This window comes from Geoalkalibacter sp. (genome assembly GCF_030604225.1).
In the GTDB taxonomy this organism is placed as follows: domain Bacteria; phylum Desulfobacterota; class Desulfuromonadia; order Desulfuromonadales; family Geoalkalibacteraceae; genus Geoalkalibacter.
Genome location: NZ_JAUVWH010000016.1, coordinates 1 through 26,342 on the forward strand (window position 1 = coordinate 1; position 26,342 = coordinate 26,342).

The 26,342-nt window shown below is 61.1% G+C and carries 22 protein-coding genes and 1 other RNA gene; 12 read left to right on the forward strand and 11 right to left on the reverse strand.

Annotation, left to right across the window (positions count from 1 at the left end; translation table 11 throughout):
- Nucleotides 1-2,162, forward strand: a 2,162-nt coding sequence (locus QAT43_RS03440; protein ID WP_305041641.1) for a sigma 54-interacting transcriptional regulator, incomplete at its 5' end; no start/stop codon positions are given.
- Between the two features lie 380 nt (nucleotides 2,163-2,542).
- A complete protein-coding gene (ptsP, locus tag QAT43_RS03445; RefSeq protein WP_305041642.1) occupies nucleotides 2,543-4,915 on the forward strand; it encodes a phosphoenolpyruvate--protein phosphotransferase in 2,373 nt (790 codons plus the stop codon).
- A gap of 86 nt (nucleotides 4,916-5,001) precedes the next feature.
- Here ptsP and QAT43_RS03450 read toward each other — a convergent pair whose 3' ends face one another.
- Nucleotides 5,002-5,946: a class 1 fructose-bisphosphatase gene (locus QAT43_RS03450; RefSeq protein WP_305041643.1), complete on the reverse strand. Its 945-nt coding sequence runs from the start codon at nucleotides 5,944-5,946 to the stop codon at nucleotides 5,002-5,004.
- Between the two features lie 176 nt (nucleotides 5,947-6,122).
- On the opposite strand from QAT43_RS03450, the gene QAT43_RS03455 reads away from it, so the two are divergent.
- Nucleotides 6,123-6,560, forward strand: coding sequence for a hypothetical protein (locus QAT43_RS03455; RefSeq protein ID WP_305041644.1), 438 nt, complete (start codon nucleotides 6,123-6,125; stop codon nucleotides 6,558-6,560).
- 90 nt (nucleotides 6,561-6,650) lie between these two features.
- Here the strand turns inward: QAT43_RS03455 and QAT43_RS03460 are convergent, their stop codons facing one another.
- The 6 genes from QAT43_RS03460 to QAT43_RS03485 all read right to left on the reverse strand — a co-directional run bounded on the left by QAT43_RS03460 (nucleotide 6,651) and on the right by QAT43_RS03485 (nucleotide 12,313).
- Nucleotides 6,651-6,869, reverse strand: a complete 219-nt coding sequence (locus tag QAT43_RS03460) for a hypothetical protein (protein ID WP_305041645.1) — start codon at nucleotides 6,867-6,869, stop codon at nucleotides 6,651-6,653.
- Between the two features lie 97 nt (nucleotides 6,870-6,966).
- Entirely contained in the window at nucleotides 6,967-7,743 is a 777-nt protein-coding gene (locus QAT43_RS03465) for an inositol monophosphatase family protein (RefSeq protein WP_305041646.1), read from the reverse strand.
- Between the two features lie 112 nt (nucleotides 7,744-7,855).
- Nucleotides 7,856-8,608: a hypothetical protein gene (locus tag QAT43_RS03470; protein WP_305041647.1), complete on the reverse strand. Its 753-nt coding sequence runs from the start codon at nucleotides 8,606-8,608 to the stop codon at nucleotides 7,856-7,858.
- 77 nt (nucleotides 8,609-8,685) lie between these two features.
- Nucleotides 8,686-10,008: an ammonium transporter gene (locus QAT43_RS03475; RefSeq protein ID WP_305041648.1), complete on the reverse strand. Its 1,323-nt coding sequence runs from the start codon at nucleotides 10,006-10,008 to the stop codon at nucleotides 8,686-8,688.
- A gap of 60 nt (nucleotides 10,009-10,068) precedes the next feature.
- Complete coding sequence (locus QAT43_RS03480; RefSeq protein ID WP_305041649.1) at nucleotides 10,069-10,407, reverse strand: P-II family nitrogen regulator; 339 nt, start codon at nucleotides 10,405-10,407, stop codon at nucleotides 10,069-10,071.
- 331 nt (nucleotides 10,408-10,738) lie between these two features.
- Nucleotides 10,739-12,313 (reverse strand): ATP-binding protein, encoded by a 1,575-nt coding sequence (locus QAT43_RS03485; protein ID WP_305041650.1) that lies wholly within the window; start codon nucleotides 12,311-12,313, stop codon nucleotides 10,739-10,741.
- A 264-nt stretch (nucleotides 12,314-12,577) separates the two neighbouring features.
- Between QAT43_RS03485 and ssrS the strand changes: the two genes are divergently transcribed.
- A non-coding RNA gene (gene ssrS, locus QAT43_RS03490) (6S RNA) lies at nucleotides 12,578-12,759 on the forward strand.
- A 73-nt stretch (nucleotides 12,760-12,832) separates the two neighbouring features.
- On the opposite strand, the gene QAT43_RS03495 is transcribed toward ssrS, so the two are convergent.
- Nucleotides 12,833-13,045 carry a hypothetical protein gene (locus QAT43_RS03495; RefSeq protein WP_305041651.1) on the reverse strand — a complete coding sequence of 71 codons (213 nt, stop codon included), beginning with the start codon at nucleotides 13,043-13,045 and terminating at the stop codon, nucleotides 12,833-12,835.
- 260 nt (nucleotides 13,046-13,305) lie between these two features.
- On the opposite strand from QAT43_RS03495, the gene QAT43_RS03500 reads away from it, so the two are divergent.
- Together QAT43_RS03500 and QAT43_RS03505 are read left to right on the forward strand one after the other, a co-directional pair.
- Nucleotides 13,306-14,472 (forward strand): TraB/GumN family protein, encoded by a 1,167-nt coding sequence (locus QAT43_RS03500; RefSeq protein WP_305041652.1) that lies wholly within the window; start codon nucleotides 13,306-13,308, stop codon nucleotides 14,470-14,472.
- A 147-nt stretch (nucleotides 14,473-14,619) separates the two neighbouring features.
- On the forward strand, nucleotides 14,620-16,203 hold the full coding sequence (locus tag QAT43_RS03505; protein ID WP_305041653.1) for an alkaline phosphatase: 1,584 nt from the start codon (nucleotides 14,620-14,622) through the stop codon (nucleotides 16,201-16,203).
- Between the two features lie 88 nt (nucleotides 16,204-16,291).
- On the opposite strand, the gene QAT43_RS03510 is transcribed toward QAT43_RS03505, so the two are convergent.
- Both QAT43_RS03510 and QAT43_RS03515 read right to left on the reverse strand, forming a co-directional pair.
- A complete protein-coding gene (locus QAT43_RS03510; protein ID WP_305041654.1) occupies nucleotides 16,292-17,893 on the reverse strand; it encodes a L,D-transpeptidase family protein in 1,602 nt (533 codons plus the stop codon).
- A gap of 255 nt (nucleotides 17,894-18,148) precedes the next feature.
- Complete coding sequence (locus tag QAT43_RS03515) at nucleotides 18,149-18,961, reverse strand: carbon-nitrogen hydrolase family protein (RefSeq protein WP_305041655.1); 813 nt, start codon at nucleotides 18,959-18,961, stop codon at nucleotides 18,149-18,151.
- 172 nt (nucleotides 18,962-19,133) lie between these two features.
- Between QAT43_RS03515 and QAT43_RS03520 the strand changes: the two genes are divergently transcribed.
- From QAT43_RS03520 to QAT43_RS03545, 6 genes are all read left to right on the forward strand, one after another.
- Nucleotides 19,134-19,868, forward strand: coding sequence for a rhomboid family intramembrane serine protease (locus QAT43_RS03520; RefSeq protein WP_305041656.1), 735 nt, complete (start codon nucleotides 19,134-19,136; stop codon nucleotides 19,866-19,868).
- Nucleotides 19,869-19,930: 62 nt separating this feature from the next.
- Entirely contained in the window at nucleotides 19,931-20,416 is a 486-nt protein-coding gene (ybaK, locus tag QAT43_RS03525) for a Cys-tRNA(Pro) deacylase (RefSeq protein WP_305041657.1), read from the forward strand.
- A 119-nt stretch (nucleotides 20,417-20,535) separates the two neighbouring features.
- Nucleotides 20,536-21,369, forward strand: a complete 834-nt coding sequence (locus QAT43_RS03530) for an SIR2 family NAD-dependent protein deacylase (RefSeq protein WP_305041658.1) — start codon at nucleotides 20,536-20,538, stop codon at nucleotides 21,367-21,369.
- Nucleotides 21,370-21,384: 15 nt separating this feature from the next.
- Nucleotides 21,385-22,821 (forward strand): nicotinate phosphoribosyltransferase, encoded by a 1,437-nt coding sequence (locus tag QAT43_RS03535; protein ID WP_305041659.1) that lies wholly within the window; start codon nucleotides 21,385-21,387, stop codon nucleotides 22,819-22,821.
- An 85-nt stretch (nucleotides 22,822-22,906) separates the two neighbouring features.
- A complete protein-coding gene (gene traF / locus QAT43_RS03540) occupies nucleotides 22,907-24,415 on the forward strand; it encodes a conjugal transfer protein TraF (protein WP_305041660.1) in 1,509 nt (502 codons plus the stop codon).
- Nucleotides 24,416-24,634: 219 nt separating this feature from the next.
- On the forward strand, nucleotides 24,635-24,994 hold the full coding sequence (locus QAT43_RS03545; RefSeq protein ID WP_305041661.1) for a hypothetical protein: 360 nt from the start codon (nucleotides 24,635-24,637) through the stop codon (nucleotides 24,992-24,994).
- Nucleotides 24,995-25,081: 87 nt separating this feature from the next.
- Here the strand turns inward: QAT43_RS03545 and QAT43_RS03550 are convergent, their stop codons facing one another.
- Nucleotides 25,082-26,272 (reverse strand): M24 family metallopeptidase, encoded by a 1,191-nt coding sequence (locus tag QAT43_RS03550; RefSeq protein ID WP_305041662.1) that lies wholly within the window; start codon nucleotides 26,270-26,272, stop codon nucleotides 25,082-25,084.
- Nucleotides 26,273-26,342 lie beyond the last annotated feature (70 nt).

Below are 26,342 nucleotides of genomic sequence, written 5' to 3' on the forward strand. Positions count from 1 at the left end.
TCAAGGCCTGCTCCCAAAAGGCCAAGGTGATCGCCGACTGCATCGAGGGCACCCAGCGCTTCCTGCGCGGCGGCGCTGACGTCATCGCCGTGCTGGGCTGCTCCTACGCGGCCTTTTTCAACGACCTACGCCCGGGGCAACTGGTGGCGGGACTCAAGAAGCTTGGGTTCGCCGAGGTTCACGAAGGCTCGGCCGGTGTCGAACTGATCGCTCAAAGCTACCGCGGCCTGATCGAGGGCGACCAGAGCGCGCCGCTCATCTCCAGCCATTGCCCGACCATCGTCGATCTCATCGAGCGCCACTACCCCCAACTGCTGCGCAACCTGATGCCGGTGGTCTCGCCCATGGTCGCCATCGGCCGTTTCCTCAAGTCCCGTCGCGGAGCCCAAACCCGCGTCATTTACATCAGTTCCTGCATTGCCGGCAAATTCGAGATGGCCTCCGAGGAAGTCGCCGGCGCCATCGACATGGTGCTGACCTATCGCGAACTCAGCCAGATGTTTCGCGAGGCGGGCCACGACCTGACCCGCCTCGCCGACGCAGCCTTTGATGGCCGCAAGCCCAACCACGGCAGGCTGTTCCCCATATCCGGCGGCCCCTTCCAGGCCTTCGGGGTGCGCAACGATTTCCTCAATCCCGATTACATCTCCACCGCCGGCTCGGAAAGCTCGATGGAACTCATCCGCGACCTGGCCGCGCGTCGCATCACGCCGCGCTGGGTGGACATCCGTTTCTGCGAAGGCGGCTGCATCGGCGGTCCCGGCAAGAACAATCGCCTGACCACCTTTGCCAAGCGCAACCTGGTGATCGCTTCCCACCAGCGGCAGGACTTGCCCTACGATACCCGGTCGAGCTATGACGATCCCTCGCCCCTGCCCGACCTCCGGCGGCGGTTCACCAACAAGCACAAGCGGCTCGAACCGCCCAACGGCGAGAGCATCCGCCAGATCCTGCAGGCCACCAACAAATTCGTCGAACAGGACGAATTCGACTGCGGGGCCTGCGGCTACCCCACCTGCCGCGAGCATGCGGTGGCGGTCTACCAGGGGCTGGCCGACACGGAAATGTGCCTGCCCTTCTCCATCCAGCGCCTGGAGGAGGATCGGGTCAGCCTGACCCAGAAATACGAACTGGCGCAGCGCGCCCTCGCCCAGGAGTACGGCGATCCCTCCATCATCGGCAAGGATCCGCACACCCTCGAGGTGCTCAAGCTCATCCGCCAGGTCGGCCCCACCCCCACCACCGTCTTGATCCGCGGCGAGAGCGGCACGGGCAAGGAACTTACCGCCCGCGCCATTCACGAGCACAGCAACCGCGCCGACAAGCCCCTGGTCACGGTCAACTGCACGACCCTCACGGACAGCCTGCTCGAAAGCGAGCTCTTCGGCCACAAGAAGGGCTCGTTCACCGGCGCCATCGCCGACAAGAAGGGCCTGTTCGAAGCAGCCAACGGCGGCACCATCTTTCTCGACGAGATCGGCGACATCACTCCCAAATTGCAGGCCGAACTGCTGCGCGTGCTCGACAGCGGCGAACTCAAGCCCGTCGGCGGCACCCTGCCCATCAAGGTGGATGTACGCCTGATCGCCGCCACCAACCGCAATCTGGAAGAAGGCGTGCGCGAAGGCTGGTTTCGCGAGGATCTGTTCTACCGCCTCAACGTCTTTACCATCACCATGCCGCCCCTGCGCAGCCGCCTCGATTCATTGCCGCAGTTGGTGCACCATTTTCTCGCCGCCGCCAGCAAACGGCTGAACAAGCCGATCCGCGGCATCGAGGACCGGGCCATCGCCGCGATGATGCGCTACCCTTGGCCGGGCAATATCCGCGAGCTGCAGAACATCATCGAACGCGGTTCGGTTCTGACCCAGGACAATGTCATCCGCCTGGAAAACCTGCCGGTGATTTTCGCGGAACTGGTTCTCGATCAGGACGGCAGCGGCGTGCCCACCTCCAAGGACGGCACCTTTCGCGGACAGCGGGAAAAGCATGTGCAACAGGTCGAAAAAAACCTCATGCGTAAATACCTCGAGGAAGCCCGAGGCAACGTCTCCCTCGCGGCGAAAAAGGCCAACATACCCCGTCGCACCTTCTACCGTCTGTTGACCCGCTACGGTCTCAAGGGCGCCGAGTTCAAAAAAGACGGCCATCCCGCCAAATAACCGATCACGGCCAAACCTTGCGCCAATCGCGGCACACCCCAAGCGCGCTCCCTGGGCCGCAAACTGAAAAAGTCAGCCCCTCACGCTCCTTTTTCGTGCCAGATTCGACACACAAGAAAGGTTTTGAGATCACGCGCACCGGGCCGCAAGCCCGCAAAAAGCCTCACATCCGAAAAAAACAACACCCTGGCACGACCCTTGCTTGCCAGAGGAGTACATGTTGGGGCCCGAAACTTTTCAAAACGAAACGCAGACCCGCCCCTTTACGCCGCACCGGGACCTCTCTCCCCCGGGCGGCGTTTTTTTATCGCCATCGGCGGCGCGCTCCGTTAATATAGGGCATTGATTTTCCACTTCTCCCACGTGGTCTTCCAGGCACTATGAGCCCAACCTCCAGACAAAATCCCGGCAAGGATCAGTTCGGCATCACCACGCTGGAGGACATCAGCGCCCTCATTCTTCAGTCGCACGACCTCGACGACACCCTCAACAACATCGTCGCCCTGGTTTCACGCCGCATGCGCACCGAGGTGTGTTCCATCTACCTGCTCGAGGAGGACGGCCACACCCTGCGCCTGCGCGCGACCAAGGGCTTGTCACGCCGCGCGGTGGGCAAGGTGGTGATGAGAATCAGCGAGGGCTTGACCGGCCTTGCGGTGGAGCAGGGCCGCGTGGTTTCGATTCTCGAGCCGCAGCATCACCCGCGCTACCGCTATTTCCGCGAAACCCGCGAAGAGCGCTTCCACTCTTTTCTCGGCATTCCGCTGTTCGACCGGAGAAACCCCATCGGCGTCATCACCATCCAGACCGCCGAACCGCGCCAGTTCAGCAGCGAGGAAATCAGCGCCCTCTCGACGATTGCCTTTCAGGTGGCGTCCATCGTCATCAACGCGCGCCTGCTTGATTCCATCCGCCAGAAGGAAGAGCAGGCCAATCGCGTGGTGCAGGAACTCGAACAGACCCGCCAGACCCTGCGCTCTCCCAAGGTCGATGTCGACAACGGCAACCGCAACGGCTATCACGCCCTGCGAGGCGCCATCGCCTACTCCGGCGTCGCCATCGGCCCGGCCAATCTGCTCGACGAGCGCCTGGGGCTCACCGATATCGTCGACGAGGCGGATATCGACCCCGAGGACGAGCGCCGCAAGCTCGAGGATGCCCTGGAAAAAACCCGCATCCAGACCCTGTACCTCGAAAAGCAGATGGCCGAACGGCTATCCGCCGATGACGCCGCGATTTTTCATACCCATCTGATGATCCTGGAAGATCGCGGGTTCATCCAAAAGTTGCTCGCCGAGATCGAACAACGCCATCACTGCGCCGCCTACGCGCTGAAAACCGTGGTCAGCGCCTACGTCGAGGCCTTCGGCCGCATGGAGGACGCCTACCTGCGCGAGCGCGCCGCCGACATGGAAGACATCGGCCGGCGCATTCTCGGGCATCTGATGGGCAATCAGGCCCAACCCCTGCAGCTGAAGAATCCCGGAATTCTGGTCGCCCGGGAACTGCTCCCCTCGGACATGGCCAGCCTGGAGCCGGAAAAAATCCTGGGGATCGTCACCGAGGTCGGCGAGAAGAATTCCCACGCCGTCATCATGGCTAAGTCCATGGGCATCCCCGCCCTGGTGGGCGTCAAGGGGCTGCTCAAAATGGTGGCACCCGATGAAAGCCTGATTCTCGACGCCAATTCAGGCACCCTTTACATCAATCCGCCCCCCCAGGTCAGCGAGGAGTTCCAGAGGCATGACGCCGACCGCCGCCGCGAAGGCCAGCGCTTCGAGGAGTACCGCGAACTTCCGGCCTTTACCGCCGAGGGCGAGGAAATCAAGCTGCGCGCCAATATCGGCCTGATTGGCGATGTTGCCATCGCCCTGCGCAACGGCGCCGAGGGCGTGGGCCTTTACCGCACGGAATTTCCCTACATGGCGCGCGGCGATTTCCCCGACCGCGAGGAGCAATACCAGCTTTATCGCCGCATCGTCGAAGAGTTCGGTGGCCGGCCCGTGACCATCCGCACCCTGGATATCGGCGGCGACAAGGCCCTGCCCTACTTCGCCCCGCCGCGCGAGGACAACCCGTTCATGGGTTGGCGCTCGGTGCGGGTGTGCCTCGACCATCGCGACATCTTTCGCACCCAGATCGAGGCGATCCTCATGGCCGGCGCCCATGGGCCGGTCAAACTGCTCTTTCCGATGATTTCCAGCATGGATGAGATTCGCGCCTGCAAGAGCCTGGTCACCGAGGCGTACAAACGCCTGCGCGCCGAAGGCATCGCGACCGCGGAACGGATCCCCCTGGGCGTGATGATCGAGGTTCCGGCCGCGGCCTACCTGGCGGAGCGCCTGGCGGGGGAGGTCGAATTCTTCGCGCTGGGCACCAACGACCTGATCCAATACCTGCTGGCCGCCGATCGCAACAATCCCCTGGTCGCCAAGTATTTCGATCCGCTGCACCCGGCGGTGATCGGCATTCTCGGGCAGCTCGCGCGCATCGCCCGCAAACATCGCATCGGGCTGTGCCTGTGCGGCGAAATGGCCACCGATCCGGTGCACATGGCCCTGCTGCTGGGCCTGGGCATCCGCGAGTTTTCCATGGCGGCGCCCTTTATTCCCCGCATCAAAGCCTTTGTTCGCCACATCACCCTGGCGCAGGCGGAAAAAATCGCCCGCGACGCCCTCAGCCTCACGGAAGGCCGTCTCATCCGCGAGCACGTTCGCCAGGCCCTCTGCGCCCTCAACATCACCGAAATCTGATCACCGGCCCCCACAAAAAAAACCGGAGCAGCGGCTCCGGTTTTTTTTGTGTGTGAATGCGGCAAGGTCGCACCAAACGAGCCCCTTCAGCCGAACTGGGCGATAAACTCCTCGGCCTTTTCCACGTCCTCCCGGCAGCCGATAAAGATCGGCGCGCAATCGTCGATGCCCTGGGGCTGGAGGTCGAGAATGCGCTGACGGCCGGTGGACGCCTTGCCGCCGGCCTGCTCGACGAGATAGGCCATGGGATTGAGCTCGAAGAGCAAACGCAGCTTGCCGTTGGGTTTGTTGCGCAGATGCGGATAGAAAAAAATCCCCGTCCCCTTGAGCAAGACCTGGTTGATATCGGGCACGAAGCCGCCGCTGTAGCGCAGCTTGCAGCCCTTTTCCTCGAGAAAGCGCACGTATTTTTCCGTGCCCTCGGTATAGAGGTTGCGCTGCCCGCCGGGAGAATAGATGGAACCGCTGGGCTTCATTTTGACGTTCTCGCGATCCAGGGTGAACTCCATCAGCTGGTTCATGCTGAATTCATGCACGCCCTTGCCGGTGGAATAGACCAGCGAGGTGCGCGGTCCATAAAGAATGTACATGGCCGCCACCTGGTTGCGGCCGGGCTGAAAAATATTGGTGCTCTCGTAGATGGAAACAATGGTGCCGACCGCTAGGTTGACATCCACCAGGGAAGAGCCGTCCAGAGGGTCGTAAGCGACGGAATACTTGCCGTCGGGGGCAACCTTGATGATCTCGGTGGTCTCCTCGGAGAGAATGTTGGCCACCACGCCCGAATGGATCAGGCGCTTGCGCAGGATGCGGTCGGAGAGCACATCGAGGGCGAGTTGGTCCTCGCCGTAGAGGTTGGAGGTGCCGGCCAGCCCGAGGTCGCCGGTGCGGATGGAATTGATGATGTACTTCGAGGCATCCGCAATCTCGCAGATCAACCGCGTCAGGTCGCGGTCCTCCTCGGTTTCCCTGAGATGACGGCGCAGATCGACCTGAAATTTGGTGGAGCCGGGCTTGGCAACGGCTGTCATGATGAACGGCCCTCCTTGCGGGAATAAAGAAACGCTTGAAAATACTCGGCTTAGTTTAGACCAAGAATACCTCGCGGGCAAGGGGCCAGACAGGGCAGGCGCGCGCCCGTTTCTTGACGCTGAAGACAAAACTGCTAGAATGATTGAAAATTTTCGCCATTTCCGGGGAGGAAACCATGACGGAGGAACCCAAGAAGCCTGAAACCACCGAGGAACCAACGGCCGACCAGCAACCCAAGGACGAGCAGCAACCCGAAACCGAAGCCCGCCATGAGGAGGGCCTCAAGGATATGACCGAGAAAATCTGGGACGCCACCCGCAAGACATTTACCACGGCAACCTTCAAGGCCGGGCAGTATCGGCGCATCGTGCAGAAAAAAATCGACCTTGCGTCCCTGCACAAAAAAATCGATGCCGCCCACGGCGATCTGGGTCAGCTCGTCTCCGCGGCCCATGAGGCGGGCGAAGCCGCCATTCTCGAAAAGGAGGACGTGCGTCAGCTATTGGAAAAACTCGATGGCCTCAAGCAAAGCGCCGCGGTCATCGAGCACGAAATCGAAATGATCAAGGCCGAGGAGCCCGAGGAAAAACCGGACGAGTCGCAAACACCTTAAACGACAAATCCTGGGCGTTTTTCTCCATCAACGACAAGGGCCCCTCGCGAAGGAGGGGCCCTTGTCGTTGGCCATGCTTATGCGATCATCCTAGAGAACATGCTTGCGCGGGCGGGGAACGCTGTGAAAGTGGCTGTCCTTGTGCTCGCGATCAACCTTTTTCATGTAATTGTTCAACCCCTCCTCCGTCTGCTCCAACGCATCTGCGTGGCGCTCCATGATGTCGAGTCCTTTTTCAACCTTTTCCAAACGCTCCTCAAGATTCGGGGTCAGATCGCCCATTTCAACCCGATTGTCGTTGTCGGCCATATCGCCTCCTTGCCTTGCTGAGCCCGCCCTTTCCCCGACCCCACGCCGGCGACCGGACGGGTAAATCCCTTATGGCTTAAAGTATAGCAGAAAAGGGTTAGCCGGGGCGTCGGCCGTGACGCAGCAGATCCATCATCGGCTCATGAATCAGCCCGTTGGACGCCAGGATTTCCGCTCCGAAAATGTCACAGGGGCGGCCGTCGAAATCACTGACAAGCCCCCCGGCCTCCTCGACCAGCAGTTTGCCCGCCGCCACGTCCCAGGGCTTGAGTTTCATCTCCCAGTAACCATCGAAACGGCCGGCTGCGGTGCAGGCCAGATCCAGCGAGGCGACCCCGGCCCGCCGGCAGGCCTGGGCGGCCTGCTGAAAATTGAGAAAATGATCGTAGTTGTTGACCTCGCTGTGCTTGCGGTCATAGGGAAATCCGGTGGCAAGCAGGCTGTCCTCGATCCCGGCAAGGGTCGAGACGCGGATCTGCACATCGTTGAGATAGGCGCCGCGCCCTTTTTCCGCCACATACATTTCCTGATTGGCCGGATTGTAAACGACGCCGAGAACCACCGCGCCATCGACCTCAAGCGCAATGGAAACCGCGAACCAGGGAAAAGCATGGGCAAAATTGGTGGTGCCGTCGAGGGGGTCGATGATCCAGCGATACGCGGCGTTGCCTTCGCCGTAGTCGGCTTCCTCGGCCAGGATGGAATGGCGGGGAAAGGTTTGGCGGATGACCCCGACGATGGCCTGCTCGGCTTCACGGTCGGCCTCGGTCACCAGATCCACGGCGCCCTTGTGTTCGATGCGCAAGGCGGTGCCGAATTTCTGCATCAGAATGCGCCCCCCTTCGCGGGCGGCGCGCAAGGCAATTTCCTTCATGACGGTCCTCTCCAAAGACATGAAGCGGCCGCCGGAAAAAAATCGGGGCCGCCACCCCAGTGTAGGGAATGGCGGCCCCGCTGTCGACCAGAATTCGGCAAACGCTGTTTGCCTAGAAATTATAGCTCAGATTGATCCCGGCCAGCCAATCCGAATCAATGGCCATTTTCGCGCCGCCGCTGATCCCCGAGCTGTAGAGCACGGAGGGGCTGAGAACCAGATTTTCCATCAGGGCGTAGTCGGCGCTGATGCCAAGTTCGTAGTTGTGGAAGTCACGATAGGATTTGGGATCGCCGTTGGCATCCTCGTAAAACACCGCGTAATCGCTCGCCTGATTGTAGCTGACCAGGGCGCCGAGGTTGATGCCGAGGTTGTCCATGACCTCGAAGGTATGGCCCACGGACAGAGTAAAGAAGAGGCCATCGGACTCGGCTTCGTCATAATCCCAATAGGCGGTCAGGGTCGGGGCGAGCAGGGTGTCGAGGCCGACGCTCAGGTAGAGTTCGTTGGTATCCTTGAAGCCACCGAAGTCCAACTGGTAGAAGATATTGCCGACGCTCACCGAGACCAGTTCATGAGGCGAAAAGGTGTAGTCGATGGTGATGTCGGTTTCGGTGGCCTCGCCGTCATTCTGCTGAATGTTGCTCCAGTAGCTGAAGGTGAAGTTGCCGAGGCTCACATCCACGCCGGGCTGGAAGACCGGCTTGCTTTCGCTGAGGTTAAATCCGCGCCACAGGTACTTGTCGAAGTAGCCGAGGTAAACGCTGCCCGAGGCTTCCACCGCGGCTGCGACGGGCGAACCCAACGCGCCGACGCTAAAGACCGCTCCTGCCACCACCATGGTCATCCACTTGGTCAATTTCATCCGCATTTTCTCCTTTTCATGTGAGGGATTGCCCCAGGCGGCACCGGCCGCCCGGGGAGTTGATGATAAATCAGGGATCAGCGCAACTTCTGCGAGCCCTGGCCGAATTCAGGATAAGCCTCCAGGCCGAGTTCGGCGGTGTCCGAACCACTATGCTCTTCCTCGGGCGACACGCGGATGCCGATGGTGTATTTCATGGCCAGCCAGACCCCGGCGCTCAAGACCGAGACGAAGGCGCCCACGGAAATCACGCCGATCAGCTGGGTGAGAAAGCTGGCCTCGCCGTCGGTGAAAGGAACCGCCAGCGTTCCCCAGATGCCGCACACCAGATGGACCGACAGGGCGCCGACCACGTCATCGATTCTGAGCTTGTCGAAGAGGGGGACGGCCAGCACCACCAGTACGCCGCCAACCGCCCCGATGAGCACCGCCGCGCCGGGCGAGGGGGTGGCGGGTCCGGCGGTGATGGACACCAGACCGGCCAGGGCACCGTTGAGGGCCATGGAGAGGTCGACTTTCTTGTAGATGATCTGCAGGGCGATCATGGCCGCGACGATGCCGCCGGCCGCCGCCAGATTGGTGTTAAGGTAGACCACGGACATCTCGACGACCGCCTCGACGGAACCCAGGGCCAGCACCGAGCCGCCGTTGAAACCGAACCAGCCCAGCCAGAGCACGAAGGTGCCGAGGGTCGCCAGGGGCATGCTCGAACCAGGGATGGGATTAACGCGCCCTCCCGCTCCGTACTTGCCCTTGCGCGCGCCGAGAATGATGGCACCGGTCAGGGCCGCCCAGCCGCCCACCGAGTGCACGATGGTCGATCCGGCGTAGTCGGAAAAGCCCATTTCGTCCAGCCAGCCGCCGCCCCAGCTCCAGGCGCCCTGAATGGGATAGATGATGCCGGTGAGAACCACGCAGAACAGCAGAAAGGGCCACAATTTGATGCGCTCGGCCACGGTTCCCGAAACCACCGAGGCCGCCGTGGCGACGAACACCATCTGGAAGAACCAGTCGGAGCCGCTGGCATAGCCCGCCGAGTAATCACCGGCCAGAGCCGCCGCGTCATCCGGCGCCCAGAGGCCGAAGCTGCCCAGGAAACCGCCGTCCACGCCGCTGTACATGAGGTTGTAGCCGATCAGGTAGTAGAGAATGCCGGCGATGGAGTACAGCGAGATGTTCTTGAGGCAGATGGTGGCGACGTTCTTGCTGCGCACCATGCCGGCTTCGAGCATGGCGAAACCGGCCGCCATCCACATGACCAGCGCGCCGCTGACGAGAAAGGAAAAGCTGTTGAGGATAAAGGCGATGTCCGTGACCGGCGCCTCCTCCTCGGCCAGGCCCAGGGTCGGAAGAGCGAGCACCAGCAGAGCCGCGGCGATGATGGACAATGTTTTTCTCATGACGAAACCTCCGAAGGATAGATCGGGTTGCAAGACAAACCCGGGAAAATCAGACTCTTGTCACAAGGAATCCGGCCCTTGCTCGCCGGTGCGGATGCGAATCGACTGATCGACGGGCGTGACGAAAATCTTGCCGTCGCCGATGCGCCCGGTGCAGGCCTCGCGCTGCATGGCGGCGACCACGTCGGGAACCCGCTCGTCCGCGACCACCACCTCGACGCGCACCTTGGGAATGAAGTCGATTTGGTACTCGGCGCCGCGATAAAGCTCGGTATGCCCTTTCTGCCGCCCGAAGCCGCGCACCTCGCTGACCGTCATGCCCGGAATGCCGAGGTCGGTGAGCGCGCCCTTGACATCGTCGAGCTTGAACGGCTTGATGATGCATTCCACCTTTTTCATTCGCTGTCTTCTCCTTGTTGAAACGGACCCTGGCTGCATACGGAAAAAGGCGCCCGCACTGCTTTGTTCAAAAAAGCAGCAGGGGCGCCTTTGCCCTGACTTTTTCCCAAACCCGCCGACGCCGTTGTCAGCCGTGAGGTGATAAAAAAAATTTTTGCCGGTGAGGATGGCTGACTGGAATCTATGCGCCTGCCCTCACCTGCCTAAGGGTTTAGCACAGGCTGTACCAAAAACAAAAACCTATCTATTTCAATATCTTGAAAATATCCACCGTCAACACCCGCCTATTCCAATGGCACAAATCCAGTCTCTTGATTATTTTTTCAACAGACTATTCGACGGGCAGTTGAAGGCGAAAAGTCGCTCCGGCGCCCACTGCCGATTCAAGCAGCAGCTTGCCGCCGTGGTCGTTGACGATCGTGCTGCAAATATAAAGACCCAGGCCAGTGCCTTCGCCCTCTTTTCGCGTGGTGAAGAAGGGTTCGAAAATCGTTTTCTGGATATCGGGGGCAATTCCCGGACCCGTGTCGGAAATCGCCAGTTCCACCCACCCCGGCGCGGGCGTCCGTGAACGCAGGCGGATGACGCCGTCTCTTTTCATGGCCTGGATGGCGTTCATCACCAGATTGATGATGACCTGCTTGAGCTTGTTGGGATCGGCGAGCACCACGGGCAGCGCGGAGAAGTCTTCCTGAGCCGTGATGTTGTTGCGGGTCAGCTCGAATTTCACCAAGCGCAGGACATCACGGGCGATTTCGTTGAGATCGGTGAAGCGTTTGAGGGTTTCACGTCCGCGCGAGAACGACAACAACCCCCCCGTCAGCGCCTTGAGGCGATCCGTCTCGCTGTCGATGCGTTCCAGCAGTTCCTGCTGAAAGGGTGCCAGAGGGTCCTCGCGCAGCAACAGCTGCACGGCGTAGGAAATGACGCTCAGGGGATTGTTGATCTCATGGGCAATCCCCGCCGAAAGCCGACCGAGTTCGGCAAGCTTCTCAGATTGCACGATCTGGTCGAGCAGCCGACGGAATTCGGTGACGTCCTCGACGATGACCACCGCGCCGGTGGTCAGCTCGCCATCCTTGAGCGGCGCGATGCGTCGTTTCTGAAAGCGCTCTTCGCCGCGAAAATCGCGATGGGTCAGCCGCAGTTTTTCCGGGGTTCCCGTGGCCAGCACCTGACGGATGCGCTGCGCCACGCCCTCCTCTTCGAGTTGCGGAAACAGCCCGAGCAGATCACGCCCCAGGGTCTCGCCCTCGGTGAGCCCGCTCATGTCCTCCATGCGATGGTTCCAGGACGTGATGCGCATGCCGGCATCCACGGTGTAGATGCCGAGATTGACGCTTTTGAGAATGCGGCTGTTGAACTGGTGCAGATCGCGGTACTGATTGGAGACGCGGCTGAGGTTCTGGTAGAGGCGGGCGTTTTCAATGGCGGTGGCGGCCTGGCGGCCGACAATCATCAGTAATTCCAGATCCTCGCGGCTGAAAGCCGCCGGCCGCGGACTCTCGACGTTGAACACGCCGACCACCTTGTCTCGCGCCACCAGGGGCACGGCCAGCTCTGAGCGCGCGTTGCTGATGCCCGCGACGTAGTCGGTCTCCTCGCCCAGATCATTGATCAGCAAGGGACGACCGCTCGCGGCCACCTTGCCCATGACTCCCTGGCCGAGGGCGAGGGGCTGGCTGAAGGCCGGCTCCTCGTAGCCATAGGAGGCGGCGCTCACCAGGGTGCCGGTGTCCTCGTCGAGCAGGCGGATGATGGCATTTTCAAAGTGAAAGACATCGCGCGAGATATCCAGAATCCGCCCCAGCAGGGTTTCGAGGGTCGTCGAGGAGGCCAGTTCCTGGCCGATTTCGATGAGGGCCTTGAGCAGCCTGTCACTTTTGTTGTCCCGCGTTGCGTCCATTCAACACCTTTCCCCTCTCATCTGGGTGCTCCTGTCGCACAAGCCATGCCACCCCAGACAACAATAAAAAAGGCATCAAATAAATAACTTAGCCTCCCGCTTGCGACGAGAGGCCATCCGGCTGCTGAACTTTTGGCACACGAAGCTGAAAATTTAGGCAAACCTTGGACCGTTGGTCGATTTGTCGCCACAGCACTCCCCCAACAGGGCAATTTGTCTCTTGCCAGGGCGCGAACGATCTCCTATACTCAACCGTAAACAAGCCACTCTCTGCCCTACAGGTGAGGTCAAGAACGCCCACGCGGAATAATTTTTTCTCGGGATCTCCTCTCGTGATGCTGTGAGCCAGCCCGCCCCGTAGCGGGACGCCTGATGTGTCGCCCGGAGAACCCACCTTTTTGGTTCTCGTTGTGAGGCCAATGTCCCACGGTAGGCGTGGAGAGGGCACATAAAAAAGGCGCCGCGATCGCGAGCGCCTTTTTGTCGTCCCGGCTGGGGACAGAGGACCGGCCGGGCGATTTACCGATAAGGAAACTCTCCCTTGTCGCGACTGATCTCATCACATTCGCGAAAATCCCAGCAACGCTTGTCTCCGTCACTGGTTTCCACCACCAGATGATCGATGGAACAACTCAACACCCGGCCGTCTTCCTCGCGCAGGGGATTGAACACAAAGGCATCGTTTCCGGCCTGTGCTTCCTGACAAAGATAATCGAACCGATCTTTTTTCATGACGTCCTCCCGCTATTCCTAAGCGTTTCGAATGATCCCTGACTTTAAACCTTTCGTCGACCGATCCCGACTCTCGAACCAGGGTTCGGGAAATTTTTGGCCATTGTTCCTGCACCGCCAATACATGACTCATTATATCACAATTCCTCACGCCTTCCGCCGGCGACGCGCCAATCCGGCCAAGGAATCCTTTTCGCTTTCCCCGCCCACCTGTGGTACCATGCCGCGCTGAAAACGTTTTCGAAGGGACCGGCTTTTCCATGGAACAATCCGACATTCATCGCATTGCCATCGCCGACAAGGACATCATCCTCATCGGCACGGCGCATATTTCCCGGGAATCCGTGGAAACCGTCTCGCGGGTTATCCGCGAGGAGCAGCCCGAGACCGTCTGCGTCGAACTGGACGCTCAACGCCTGCAGGCTCTCAAAAACAGCAACCAGTGGGAATCCCTCAACCTGCGCGAGGTCATCAAGCGCGGCCAGGTGCCCTACCTCATGACCAATCTGGCCCTGGCCGCTTTTCAGAAACGGATGGGCTTACAGACCGGCATCCGTCCCGGCGCGGAATTGGCGGCCGCGGCCGAGGCCGCCGAAGGGCTGGGCGCGCGGGTGGAACTGGTGGACCGCAACATTCGCACCACCCTGCTGCGGGTGTGGCGCAAAACCAGCCTGTGGAAGAAGGCGCAACTCATGGGGTCGCTGGTGGCCAGCCTCTTCGAATCACACAAGGTCAGCGAGGAGGAGTTGGCACGCCTGCGCCAGACCGACACTCTCTCGGCCATGCTCGAGGAAATGAGCCGCATGCTGCCCTCGGTAAAAACCATTCTGGTGGATGAGCGCGACACCTACATGGCCTACCACATCCGCAACGCGCCGGGCCAAAAAATCGTGGCGGTGGTCGGCGCCGCCCATGTTCCCGGCATTTTGCAACTGCTCGAGCGCGACATCAGCGAGGAAACCATCCGCGAGATTTCCCGGGTGCCGCCCAAGCCGGTCATCTCCAAAATCCTTCCCTGGATCATTCCGGCGGTGGTGGTATCCCTTTTCGTGCTGGGTTTTTTTCTCGGTAATCGCGACCAGATGGCCGGTGCCGCAACCGCCTGGGTACTGGCCAACGGGGGGCTCTCGGCCCTGGGGGCGCTGATCGCCCTGGGCCATCCCCTGACCATTATTAGCGCCTTTTGCGCCGCGCCGGTCACTTCCCTCAACCCAACCATCGGCGCGGGATTCGTCACCGGTCTGGTGCAGGTCATGGTCGCGCCGCCGACGGTGCGCGACATGGAGCGCGTCGGCGACGACCTGGTTTCCTGGCGCGGCTGGTGGAGCAATCGCCTGGCGCGGGTGCTGCTGGTGTTCTTCCTCTCCTCCCTGGGGTCCACCGCCGGCACCTTTGTCGCCTTTCGCTGGCTTAAGGATTTGATTTAAATCGTCAACCAGGACTCATCAAAGTTTAACCCCCGGACAACAATCCCATAATCCTTCCTTCCTATTTTCCCTTTAGCCCATCGCTCCTGCTGTCGTCAACCCTCGTCATTCAACGGCAAAAACCTGTGGAAAAAGGGAGGAAAACCAATGATCTGCAAGATTCGCGGTAAAAGAAAAGCCATCAACCTCGCCTTGCTGGCGCTGCTCATCCCTGGGCTGTGCTTCGCAAACAACGGCAATCGAGGCATGGCGACGCCACCGCACAAGGCCGCGCAAGTCAAAAACATCATCCTGTTCATCGGCGACGGCATGCAACTTGAGCATGAAGTCGCCTACAGCCGCTACCTGACCGGGGAAGACTTCGGTCTGGTGTGGAACCAACTCGACTATGAAGTACCGGTGGCCACCTGGGACGTCACGACCTACAACGGCTATGCCCGTCAACTCGGTGCCGCGCCCTTCGCCTACGACAACTTCGATCCGGCCGTCGGCTATGACGCCAATCGCGGCGGTTTCGAGCGCTATCCCCTGGACAAAACCGGCGAGGACAATTATTTCCTGCGCCCGCGCTTTGCCACCGACTCGGCCTCCGCGGGCACGGCCATAGCCGCCGGCGTTAAAACCGACGACGGCAACATCGCCTGGCGTTCCAAGGATCCCTCCGACGGCGCGGTGAAAACCATCGCCGAGCTGGTGCGCGAGCAACGCGGAATGTCCATCGGCGTGGTCAGCACCGTGCCCTTCAGCCATGCGACCCCGGCGGCCTTCGTTTCCCACAATGTCAGCCGCAACAACTACTTCACCGGCCGCGGCGGCTACCAGGGGCTGGGCATCGCCGACGAAATCATTCAGGTGACCCAACCCGAGGTGGTCATCGGCGGCGGCCATATCGATTACAACTCCGGCTTCATGTCGCGGGCGCTCTACGATGAGTTGCAGGCCGGCAGCGAATATGTCTTCGTCGACCGTCAGCCGGGTGTCGATGCCAACCAGGCGCTGCTAGCCGGCGCCAAAGAGGCCAAGAAAAACGGCCAGAAGCTTTTCGGTCTGTTTGGCGGCGCCGGCGGCAATTTCGAGCCACCCCTGGTTTTCCACAATCCCGGCCAGCCGACCGTTGAAGCTGCCACCATCGAAAACCCGACTCTCGCCACCGCCACCACGGCTGCCCTGGAAGTGCTTAGTACCAACGAAAACGGCCTGTTCCTGATGGTTGAGCAGGGCGATATCGACTGGGCGAATCATGCCAACGACTATTTTTGGATGATGGGCACGGTGCACGACCTGCACGAGGCCGTCAAGGCCGCAATCACCTTCATCAACCAGCCCGGTGACCAACTGGATTGGAGCAACACCCTGCTCCTCGTGACCAGTGACCACGGCAACAGCTACATGCGCCTGAACCCCGCCCTGCCCCTGGGCAAGGGGGAACTGCCGGCCGCCAATGAAATTCTCGCTTGGAATCAATCCGCCGCGCCCGGTGTCGAGCCCAAGGTCACCTACGGCACCGGCAGCCACACCAACGAACTGGTGAGCCTCTACGTCCAAGGAGCGGCCGCCGAGCTTTTCAGCCTCTATGAAGGGGCCTGGTATCCCGGCACCACCATCGTCGACAACACCCACATTTTCGAAGCCATGAAGGACTTTGCTCTCGATTGGCAATACGAAGGCTGGCTGCCCGGAATGCCCCGCAATTCCTTTGTTTCGGGGAAAAGTGTCGGAGGCGCCCGCTAGAGAATCACTTGCGGATTGATGGGCTCAAGGCGCCGTCGCGAGGCATCGCGACGGCGTTTTGCTTTTGGAATATGCAGGGACTGGTTTTTTAGTTGCCGAGAGTCGGACCTTCAGGGGAAAGCCGCGCGAGGCGCGAGGCATCCTGATGCTTGCGCAGGGCCAGATCGAGGACGGCGTCGCGCTCATAGAGGTCGCGGCGAAACTGCACGATCCCTTCGGCATCGACCCAGGCGGTGAAGTAGAGCAGATGCACGGGCATCGGCCGCCGGAGCATGACCCGCTGGGGTTCGGAGGCATTGAGAGCCAGGTGCAGACGCTCGCAATCCCACTGGGGGTCGTCCTCGAGCAGGTACTGGGCCAGGTCGGCTGGGCGCTGAATGCGGATGCAGCCCGAGCTGAAGGTGCGCTGCGCCTGGCGGAACAGATGGCGGTCGGGCGTGTCGTGCAGGTAGATATCAAATTCGTTGGGGAACATGAATTTCACCTGGCCCAGGGGATTCCAGGGGCCGGGCCGCTGCCGCAGCAGGCCGGGGAAACTGCGCGCCGTCACCCGCCGCCAGTCGATGTCATCGGGGTGAATCCGCGCGCCGGGCGGTCCTTGCCAGGGCAGGATTTCATAATGGTTGGCATCGAAATAGCCGGGATCCTTGCGCAGGCGCGGCAGCTTGTCCTTGGCGAGAATGGTCGGCGGCACACCCCAATAGGGGGCGAATTCGAGATAGGTCATGCGCCCGGAAAACACCGGCGTTTTACGCACATGGGTGCCGACCACCACGGGCATGCGCATCACCACCTGCTCTGCTTCGATCACCTGCAGGGTAAAATCGGCGATATTCACGCGGATATGCCGCCGCCCCAGGTCCTTGGGCAGCCAGCGGTAACGCTCCAGGTTGAGTTCGATCTGGCGGATGCGCTCCTCCACCGGGCGATTGAGCTCGGCGAGGGTCTTGGGGCCGACGACGCGATCGGCGCTCAAGCCGTGGCGCCGCTGAAAACGCCAAACGGCGGCCGCGGTTTCGGCGTCGTAGAGGTCACCCTGCTCCTCGGGCAGCGCCTTGAGATCGCCGCTGATCCACAAACGTTCGCGCAGCAGCGGCACCCGCGGATCGCTCTCGCCGCGCCGCAGCGTAGGGCCGTCCGGCACCTCGGGCCAGCCCCCCTGCTCGGCGATCCGCCGATAATCGCCCAAAACCTCGCGCAGCTTGGCATACCCCGATTGAGGAGGGCTCAGGCCGCGCAGCGCTTCGCCGACCTGCCCGCTTGCCAGGGCGGCGCCAAGCACCGCAACCCCATCGGCCTTGCGCAGCTGCACCTGCCATTCACCGGGGAACAGGCGATTGGGGTCGACCTGACCGGATGTCAGTCGCGCGGCATGCAGCAAAAAGGCATGGGTGAGCAACACATCGAGTTGCGCCGCCGACAAGGAATCCGCGAGGAGGTCCTGAGGCGCCGCGCCTTGAACCTTGGCCAGCAAGACGGCGATGGCCGCCAGATGATAATCCTGGGTATTCAACCCATGCTGGTCGGCGGCCCGCAGCTCGGACAACAGCGGTTCCGCCTGCGGAGAGAGGGCCCCTGCGTCGAACCAGGCGGGCGCGTGATCGCGCTGGGCATAAAAGGTGGGCACCTCGTCATGCGGAAGGATCCTCTCCTCGCCCACGACGAGCCCGACCTTGGGGGCGCCGATCAAAAGGTCCTGAATTGGCGCCCCCGCGCCCTGCGATATGGGCTCACCCGGCGCGGAGCGGGACACAAGGGCCAGCATCAAGGTCAAGATTGCGGAAAGAAGTAAAGGGTACCGAAGACGGTTCATAAATGCCCCACAAAATTAAAAACCTCAAACAATTCTACTTTGTTTGCCGCCCACGGCAAAGGGATTTTCTTGCGCCATGGGTTTAATTATAGGGAAAAATTCCCTAATCCCAAGGGCAGGCCGCGGTTTTTTCTAGTCCAGGCGCCGATGTCCGAGCGCCGGCAGGCGGCCACGCACCTCCCACAGGCGCTGCGCATCCAGATCCGCCAACACCACGCCGCCCTGTCCCGCCGGCGCCTCGCGCAATTCGGCGAGAACCGTGCCCCAGGGGTCGATGATCAGGGTATGCCCCCAGGTGCGCCGCCCGCCCGGATGGATTCCACCCTGGGCGGGGGCCAGCACATAGGCCTGGTTTTCGATGGCGCGGGCGCGCAGCAAGATCTCCCAGTGAGCTTGCCCGGTGGGAACGGTAAAGGCGGAGGGCACGCTGAGCAGTTGACAGCCGTCCCGGGCATACCGACGATAAAGCTCGGGAAAACGCAGGTCGTAGCAGATGCTCAGCCCCAGGAGCCACCCCTCGATATCCACCGCCCGCGGCTCGACGCCGGGTTCGATCAGCTCGGACTCACGGTGGCTCTCGTTGGGCAGATCGACATCGAAGAGATGGATCTTGTCATAAACCGCCAGGCAACTCCCGTCCGGAGCGAACACCGGGCAGGCGTTGCGCAGCTTGCCCTCCTTGCCGGCCAACAGCAGCGAGCCTCCGACCACATAGAGGGCGTGGCGACGGGCCATCTCGGCGAGAAAGGGCAGCACCACGGCAGGTCCGACCTCTTCCGCGATCCCGCGCTTAAGACTGGAATCGGGGCTCATGAAGGAGAAATTTTCCGGCAGCAGCGCCAGCCGCGCCCCCTGGCCTGCTGCCTCCGCCAGAAGTGTCGCGGCCGCATCAAGATTGACCGCAACCTCGGCCCCGGAACACATTTGCACACAGGCGACGCGCATTCTCTGCTCCTTTCATCCAGGGAAAAACTCCCGCTACATCAGAAACCAGTTTACTCGCCCCGCGCCACCGCGCCCAGGGCCAAAATGGCGGACAGCACCAGCTTCGCCTTGCCGATTTCCAGGCCCTGGGGTAGTCTTTGGGCATCCTCGCATGAAAAAGGAGTTCTTACTGGTGACCTGGCAACGCACGTTCAAACGCTATCTCTCCGGCAGTGGACGATCCGAGGATCTGTCCGTGGCCCGCACCCTGATTTTCATCAACCTGATTCTCTTCACCCTCATGGTGCTGCACGGCACGGTCATGGGCTTGCAGATGAAAGCCATCATGAGTCCGCCGACTCAGTTGCTCGTTCACTGGGGCGCTCAGTTCTGGCCCCTGGTCCTCAATCAGAACCAGTGGTGGCGCTGCATCACTTACGCCTTCACCCACGGCGGCCTGATTCACCTGGCCTTCAACATGGTGGTGCTCTACATGGTGGGGCCGCGCCTGGAATTTGAAATCGGCAAGGCGCCCTTCATCGTCCTCTACGTCTTTACCGCCATCACCGGCACTCTCGCCGGTCTGTTCTGGCACCCCATGACGCCGGTGGTCGGCGCTTCGGGAGCGCTGTTCGGGCTGATCGGTTTTTCCGTGGCTTACTACCACCGCATCGGCACCTCCATCGCCATCCAAATGCGCAACTTCATGGCTCAGTGGGCGGTGTTCGCGTTTATTTTCGGCCTGCTGGTGGGCGCGGACAACGCCGGCCACCTGGGCGGGGCCGTCGGCGGAGCGATCCTCGGCCTGCTCATGCCCGTGCGCTTTCCCGCCCAGCGCCGCATCGCTCCCCTGCTCAAGGGCCTTGCGATCTTCTGCACGGCCCTGGTGGTGCTGAGTCTGCTCGGCCTTGTCTGGTCGTGGTTTTAGGACAAAACGCCTGGATGCGCGAGGACGGGAGAATCCGTCTTCCCTGATTTGCAGGATTTCTTATGGCCAAGGACAAAACCCCCGTCACCCCTGCCGTGCGCCTGCTGCGCCAGGAAAACGTCGACTTCATCCCCCGTCTCTACACCTACGAGGAAAAGGGCGGCACCGCCGTCTCGGCGCGGGAACTGGGCGTGGATGAGCATGCGGTGATCAAGACCCTGATCATGGAAGATGATGGGAAAAACCCTCTGATCGTCCTCATGCACGGCGATCGCCAGGTGTCGACCCGGGAGTTGGCCCGGCAGATCGGCGCACGCGGCGTCAGCGCCTGCGCCCCCGATGCGGCCCACCGCCATACGGGCTATCTGGTGGGCGGCACCTCGCCCTTTGCCGTACGCAAAGCCATGCCGGTCTATATGGAAGCAAGCATCGCCGAGTTGCCGCGCATCTACATCAACGGCGGCAAGCGCGGCTTTCTCGTCGAGATCACTCCGAACGACCTGCTGCGCGTGCTTAAACCGGTAGCCGTCAGTGTGGCGATTTCATAAAGACTTGGGGACGCGGATTTTCAGGATCAACGCGGATCAAAGCCGAAAGCCGCCTGGAGGGGGAATTAGCCCTTCGTCTGCGTCCCGGGAATTCCACCGCCGATGAAAGGGGGAAAGCCATGAATCTTGAGGACAGATTCCGTGAAGCGGCCAAGGCGATCGCCGAGGCCGAGGCCCTGGTCATCACCGCCGGTGCCGGCATGGGCGTGGATTCCGGCTTGCCCGACTTTCGCGGCGACCACGGCTTCTGGAAGGCCTATCCCATGTACGAGCGGCTCGGCCTGAGCTTCGTCGATGCCGCCAATCCCTATCACTTCCGCAGCGATCCGGCCTTCGGCTGGGGTTTCTACGGCCATCGCACCAACCTTTACCGAAAAACCCTGCCCCACGCCGGATTTGCCCTGCTGCTGGAATGGATCGCCCGCTTCCAACTGGACCATTTCGTGGTGACCTCCAACGTCGATGGGCAGTTTCAGAAGGCCGGCTTCGACGAGGCGAAAATCCTCGAGGTGCATGGCTCCATTCACCACCTGCAGTGCCTCGAACCCTGCGGCAGTGCCATCTGGCCCAATCAGGAACAGATCGACGTCGATCTTAACACCATGCGCGCCCAAACGATTCCCCGCTGCATCCACTGCGGCGGCACGGCGCGCCCCAATATCCTCATGTTCAGCGATTTTTCCTGGCTCAGCGACCGCACGCGCCGACAGGAGCACAACTTCGACGCCTTTCTCTGCGATCACCGCGATGAGCGCCTGGCCGTGGTGGAGATGGGCGCGGGCACGGCGATTCCCACCATCCGCTATCTCAGCGAGGAACTCGGCTATCGCTACGGCGCCAAGGTCATCCGCATCAATCCCCGCGAGGGGCAAATTGCGGCGCCCCATCTCAGCCTGAGTTGCGGAGGCCTGACCGGCCTGGAAGGCATCGCCCGCACCCTCGCCACCCTCTAGCGCCTAGGAGGCGCCATGCGCTACCCGGCCCTGATGACCGATCTCTACGAACTGACCATGCTTGCCGGCTATCTCGACGAGGGCATGCATGAGCTGCCGGCGACTTTCGATTTGTTTTTTCGCACCCTGCCCTTTCGCGGCAGCTACGCGGTGTTCGCCGGCCTGGCGCCCGCCCTGGAGTATCTGCGCGACCTGCGCTTCACCGACGCGGATCTGCGCTATCTCGCCGGACTCGGCATTTTCAAGACCAAATTCATCGATTTTCTAAGGGATTTTCGTTTTCGCGGGAGGGTCAGCGCGCCGCCCGAGGGAAGCCTGGTGTTTCCCCACGAGCCCCTGCTCACCGTGGAGGGAACCCTGGCCGAGGCGCAGTTCGTCGAAACGGCCCTGCTCAACCTGATCAATTTTCAAACCCTGGTGGCGACCAAGGCGGCGCGTCTGACGGTCGCCGCGCAACCCGAAGGCACGGTCATCGAATTCGGCCTGCGGCGCGCCCAAGGCCCCGATGGCGGACTGAGCGTGGCTCGCGCCGCTTGCATCGGCGGAGTGCGCAGCACCAGCAACGTGCTGGGCGGGCAAACCTTCGGCCTGCCGGTCAAGGGCACCCACGCCCACAGCTGGGTGATGGCCTTTCCCGATGAACTGAGCGCCTTTCGCGCCTACGCCGAGTGCTTTCCCGACAGCTGCGTGCTGCTGGTCGACACCTTCGACACCCTCAAGAGCGGCATTCCTCATGCCATCACCGTCGCGCGGGAACTGCGCGCCAAGGGTCACGAGATGCTCGGCATCCGCCTGGATTCGGGCGATCTCGCCTATCTCAGCCGCGAGGCGCGGCGCCTGTTCGATGAGGCCGGTTTTCCCGGGGTGAAGATCGTCGCCTCCAACGAACTTGACGAGGAGGTGATTCAATCCATCCGTAACGAAGGCGGCCGCATCGACATCTACGGGGTCGGCACACGCCTGGCCACCTGCCAGGGCGAAGGGGGCGGCGCGTTGGGCGGCGTCTACAAGCTGGTGCGGCTCGATGGCAAACCCAAGATGAAAACGACCTCGGACATCGCCAAGGCCACTCTTCCCGACCGCAAAAAAATCTGGCGCGTGGTGGAACCCGACGGCACCTTTCACCTCGATCTGATCGGCCACGAAGGCGATTCGCCCCAGGTCGGCGAGGTGGTTTATGACCCGACAAATCCCGCCCGCAACAAACTCCTGCCCTCCGGTGTGCGTTTTGAACCGCTCCATCAGCTGGTCATGGAAGGGGGCGAAATGGTCGTCCCGCCGGAGAGCCTCGACCAGGCCGCCGACCGCTGTGCCGCGCAGTTGCGACGGTTGCCCGCCGGCTGCCTGCGCCTGACCAATCCCCATGTCTACAAGATCTCCATCACCCAAGGGTTGCACGACCTGCGCGGCCAACTCATGCAAGGCCTTGATGGCAGCAGCGAGAAAAATTAAATTTATTAAAATTTTCTTGTGCTACAACAAACAACATGATAAAAACCCCCTAATCACAAAATCTCAATGTGGAGGGAGTTTTTTCATGGCGCTTTTCAAAAAAACAATCGTAGCCGCCACCGCCCTGGCTTGCGGTTTGGCCTCGGCGCCGGTCGCGGCCCAGGATTTCGTACCCGTCGGGCCACGCGCCCTCGGCATGGGCGGCGCGGGCGTCGCGGCGGTCACCGACACCACCGCTCAGTACTACAACCCGGCGGCCTTCGGCTTTTTCAACCTGCGCGACGAGCAGGGTCAGCGCTTTGATTGCGACAACAATGATTGCGGCCGCAAGTTCTGGGGCATCGATCTTGACGCCGGTCTGGGCTATCGCCTGCACAACGAGTTCGGCAAGTATCTCGATCCCCTCGCCAATATGGATATTGACCGCCTCAGCACAGGCGTCCAAAGCCAAAGCGACCTGCAGGATCTGGTGGAGATTGTTGGTGGCTTGTCCGGTCTCGATGATCCCGGCAACGCCATCACTGCGGATCTAAACGCCGGATTGGGAGCGCGCATCGGCCGTTTTGGCATGGGTGTGCGCACCTATGTGCAAGGCACTGGGCGCGTGGTTGAAATCGACAGCGAGAATTTTGGCATCAACGGCAATCTGGGCGCCGACATCAGCGCTCTTCCCGAAATCACCGGCAATGATGGTGCAACACTGCTCTTCACTGCTGAACAGCAGGCGCAGCTGGCAGCGGCTAATTTTGATCAAACCGCCATCCAGCGCGTGGATTTTCTGGCACGCCAGCAGGGCATACGCCCCGATCAGGCCCAGCAGAGCGTCGACCTGCTGGTAGCTGCCGCGAATGAGCCCGGTGGCGATGCAGCAACTGCCTTGAAAAACAATCGCACCACCGTCGCCCTTGATGGCTTCGGACTCATGGAAATTCCCCTCAGCTACGGCCACGCACTCAACGAGAACTGGTCTTTGGGCGCCAGCCTGAAATTCATGCTGGGCCGGGTTTACGGCACACAAATCTTTGTCTTCGATGACAACACTGACGAGGTCATCCGCCAAATGGACGACGATTACAACCAATCGGCCAATTTCGGCATCGATTTGGGTCTGCTCGGCCGCTACAAATACGTCAATTTCGGCCTGGTGGGCCGCAATCTCAACGCCCCCAAATTCGACGGATTCACCAAAACCACGACCCTCTCCAACGGCCAAACGGTCACCACCACCGTCAGCGATACGCGCCTCGATCCCCAGGTGCGCGCGGGAGTGGCCTTCATCCCCTTCACCACCCTGACCCTGGCGGCGGATCTCGATCTCACGGAAAACGGCACGACCTTCTCTTCCTACAAGACCCGTTATGCGTCCTTCGGCCTGGAATGGGATGCCTTCCGCGTTCTGGCTTTGCGCGCCGGCGCCTACAAGAACCTGGCGAACAGCGACATCGACTGGGTCTACACCGCGGGCCTGGGCCTGAACCTCTGGGCCCTGCGCTTGGATCTGGCCGGCGCCGTGGCCACCGAGAAGGAAGAGTTCGATGGCGATGACATCCCTCGTGAAGCACGACTCGCCGCCATGCTGAGCATCGACTTCTAAATTTTCCCCACACCATGAAAAAGGGCGCCGCCGGCGCCCTTTTTTCTTTTCACGATTTATCATTTCAGGAATTTTTTCCCCTTTCTTGCTTTTTCAGAAATATTCTGTATACATTATTTTAAATCCACATATGACATTATTTTCCATAAAGAGAATTTCGTGTCGATCCGCGGCCACGGGGGCCGAGGACGAAAACACGCAGTGCGAAGGAGGAGAAGGATGAACGCGGACAAACGGGCGAGATTGGCGTATCTGGCGGGTTCGGTCATCGGCAATCAAAGCATCAGGGTTCTCTATGACCGTTCGCGGGAAAAAAGCCTCAAGGGAGAGGAGAACCTGCTCTTTCAACACGTTTTCAAGCACGGTCCGGAAAGAAACTGCAAGGTGAAACGCGACCCCCAGGGAGCCAACTTCTGCATTCTGACCGAAACCGGCCAACACCTGTGCTTCAGCGTCCACGGGCGGCTGTTTGACGGCTTCGACCATCAGAGCGGCTGCCATTTCAGCGGCCATGTGCTGGACAACACCGTCTCCCTGTTCGATTACAGCGCCTCGGATTATTTTTGCTATCGCTTCTAGGCGCGTGCCGAGCCTATTGGGCCCATCCCCCAACCCCGCCCGCCAAGGACGGCTCGGGGATTGGGGGATGCCCCTGTCTTGTAGTACCTAGAGAACCACCAACTCCTCGCTGGTAAAGGTCAGGTGCTTGAGGCCGTCGGCGGCCACCCAGAAGGTGTTTTCCACCCCCACCGCGCCAAGGCCCGGATAAACCACCTTGGGCTCGAAGGCGAAGGTCATGTTTTCTTCCAGCACCTGGTCCTTGAAGCCACGGGCGATGAAAGGATACTCGTCGATTTCCACGCCGATGCCGTGCCCGATGAAGGACACCTGAGCGCCGGGCGCCCCCATGAAGTGCTCCTTGTGACCCAACTCCGCAGCGAGGGCGCAGCAGGCCTCGTAGAGTTCGCCCCAGACCGCGCCGGGCCGCGCCAGCTCTTTTAAGCGCCGCTCGATGGCGATCATGTCCTCGTAAGCCTTGGCGAGCGGCTCGGGCAATCCGCCGACACAAAAAACCCGGGTCTGATCGACCAGATAACCGTCAAAGGCACCGGCGAAATCAACGATGATGGGCTGATTGGCTTCGATGCGCTTGTAGCTCGCCCCCTGGCCGATGCTGGGATTGACGCCGATGCCGCCGAGGGGCGCATCGAGAAAGGCCGGCGCGGCACTGTCGGCCCCGGAGAAGATGTGCCCGTAAAACAGCTCGGAGTTGAAACCGCGCATGCGCGTGATGCCCTGGTGGCCGAGTTTGCGGGCCGTGAATTCCAGTTCGGCGGCCAGTTCGAGGTCGGTCATGCCAACACGGATGACCTCTTTCGCCCGTTGGCAGACCCGGTCGACCATCAGCGCGGCATCCTTCATGATCTCGATTTCGTAATCGGACTTAACGGCGCGCACGGTACGGATGAGGTGGCTGGCATCCTTCGCCTCGGCCGCGCCGAACACCTTGTGCAAACGCTCGAAGGTTGCCGCGGGCAGGACGTCGAGCTCATAACCGATCTTTTTCGGCAACTGCCGGTTGAAATCGGCGAGGATGCCGGGAATGTCCTTGGGGCTGCGAAACGGCACCAGTTCCTTGAGGCCGCACTCCATGCGCGCCCGGGTGTAGTCCTTGCGCACCAGGTAGAGGGGCTCGCCGGAGGCCGGCACATAGAGCACGCCCTGCTGAATGGAGCCGGTGAAATAGAAGAGATCTGCGTTTTGCAGAATCAGAACGGCATCGAGCCCGGCAGCGTCCATCTGCTGCTGAAGGGCCTGAAAGCGACGCTCAAGTTCGGCGAGAGGCGTGATGCGCATGGGAAACCTCCTTGATGAGAAATACCAGCCAACCCAATGCAAACCAGGAAAAGGATGGCACATTCTGACC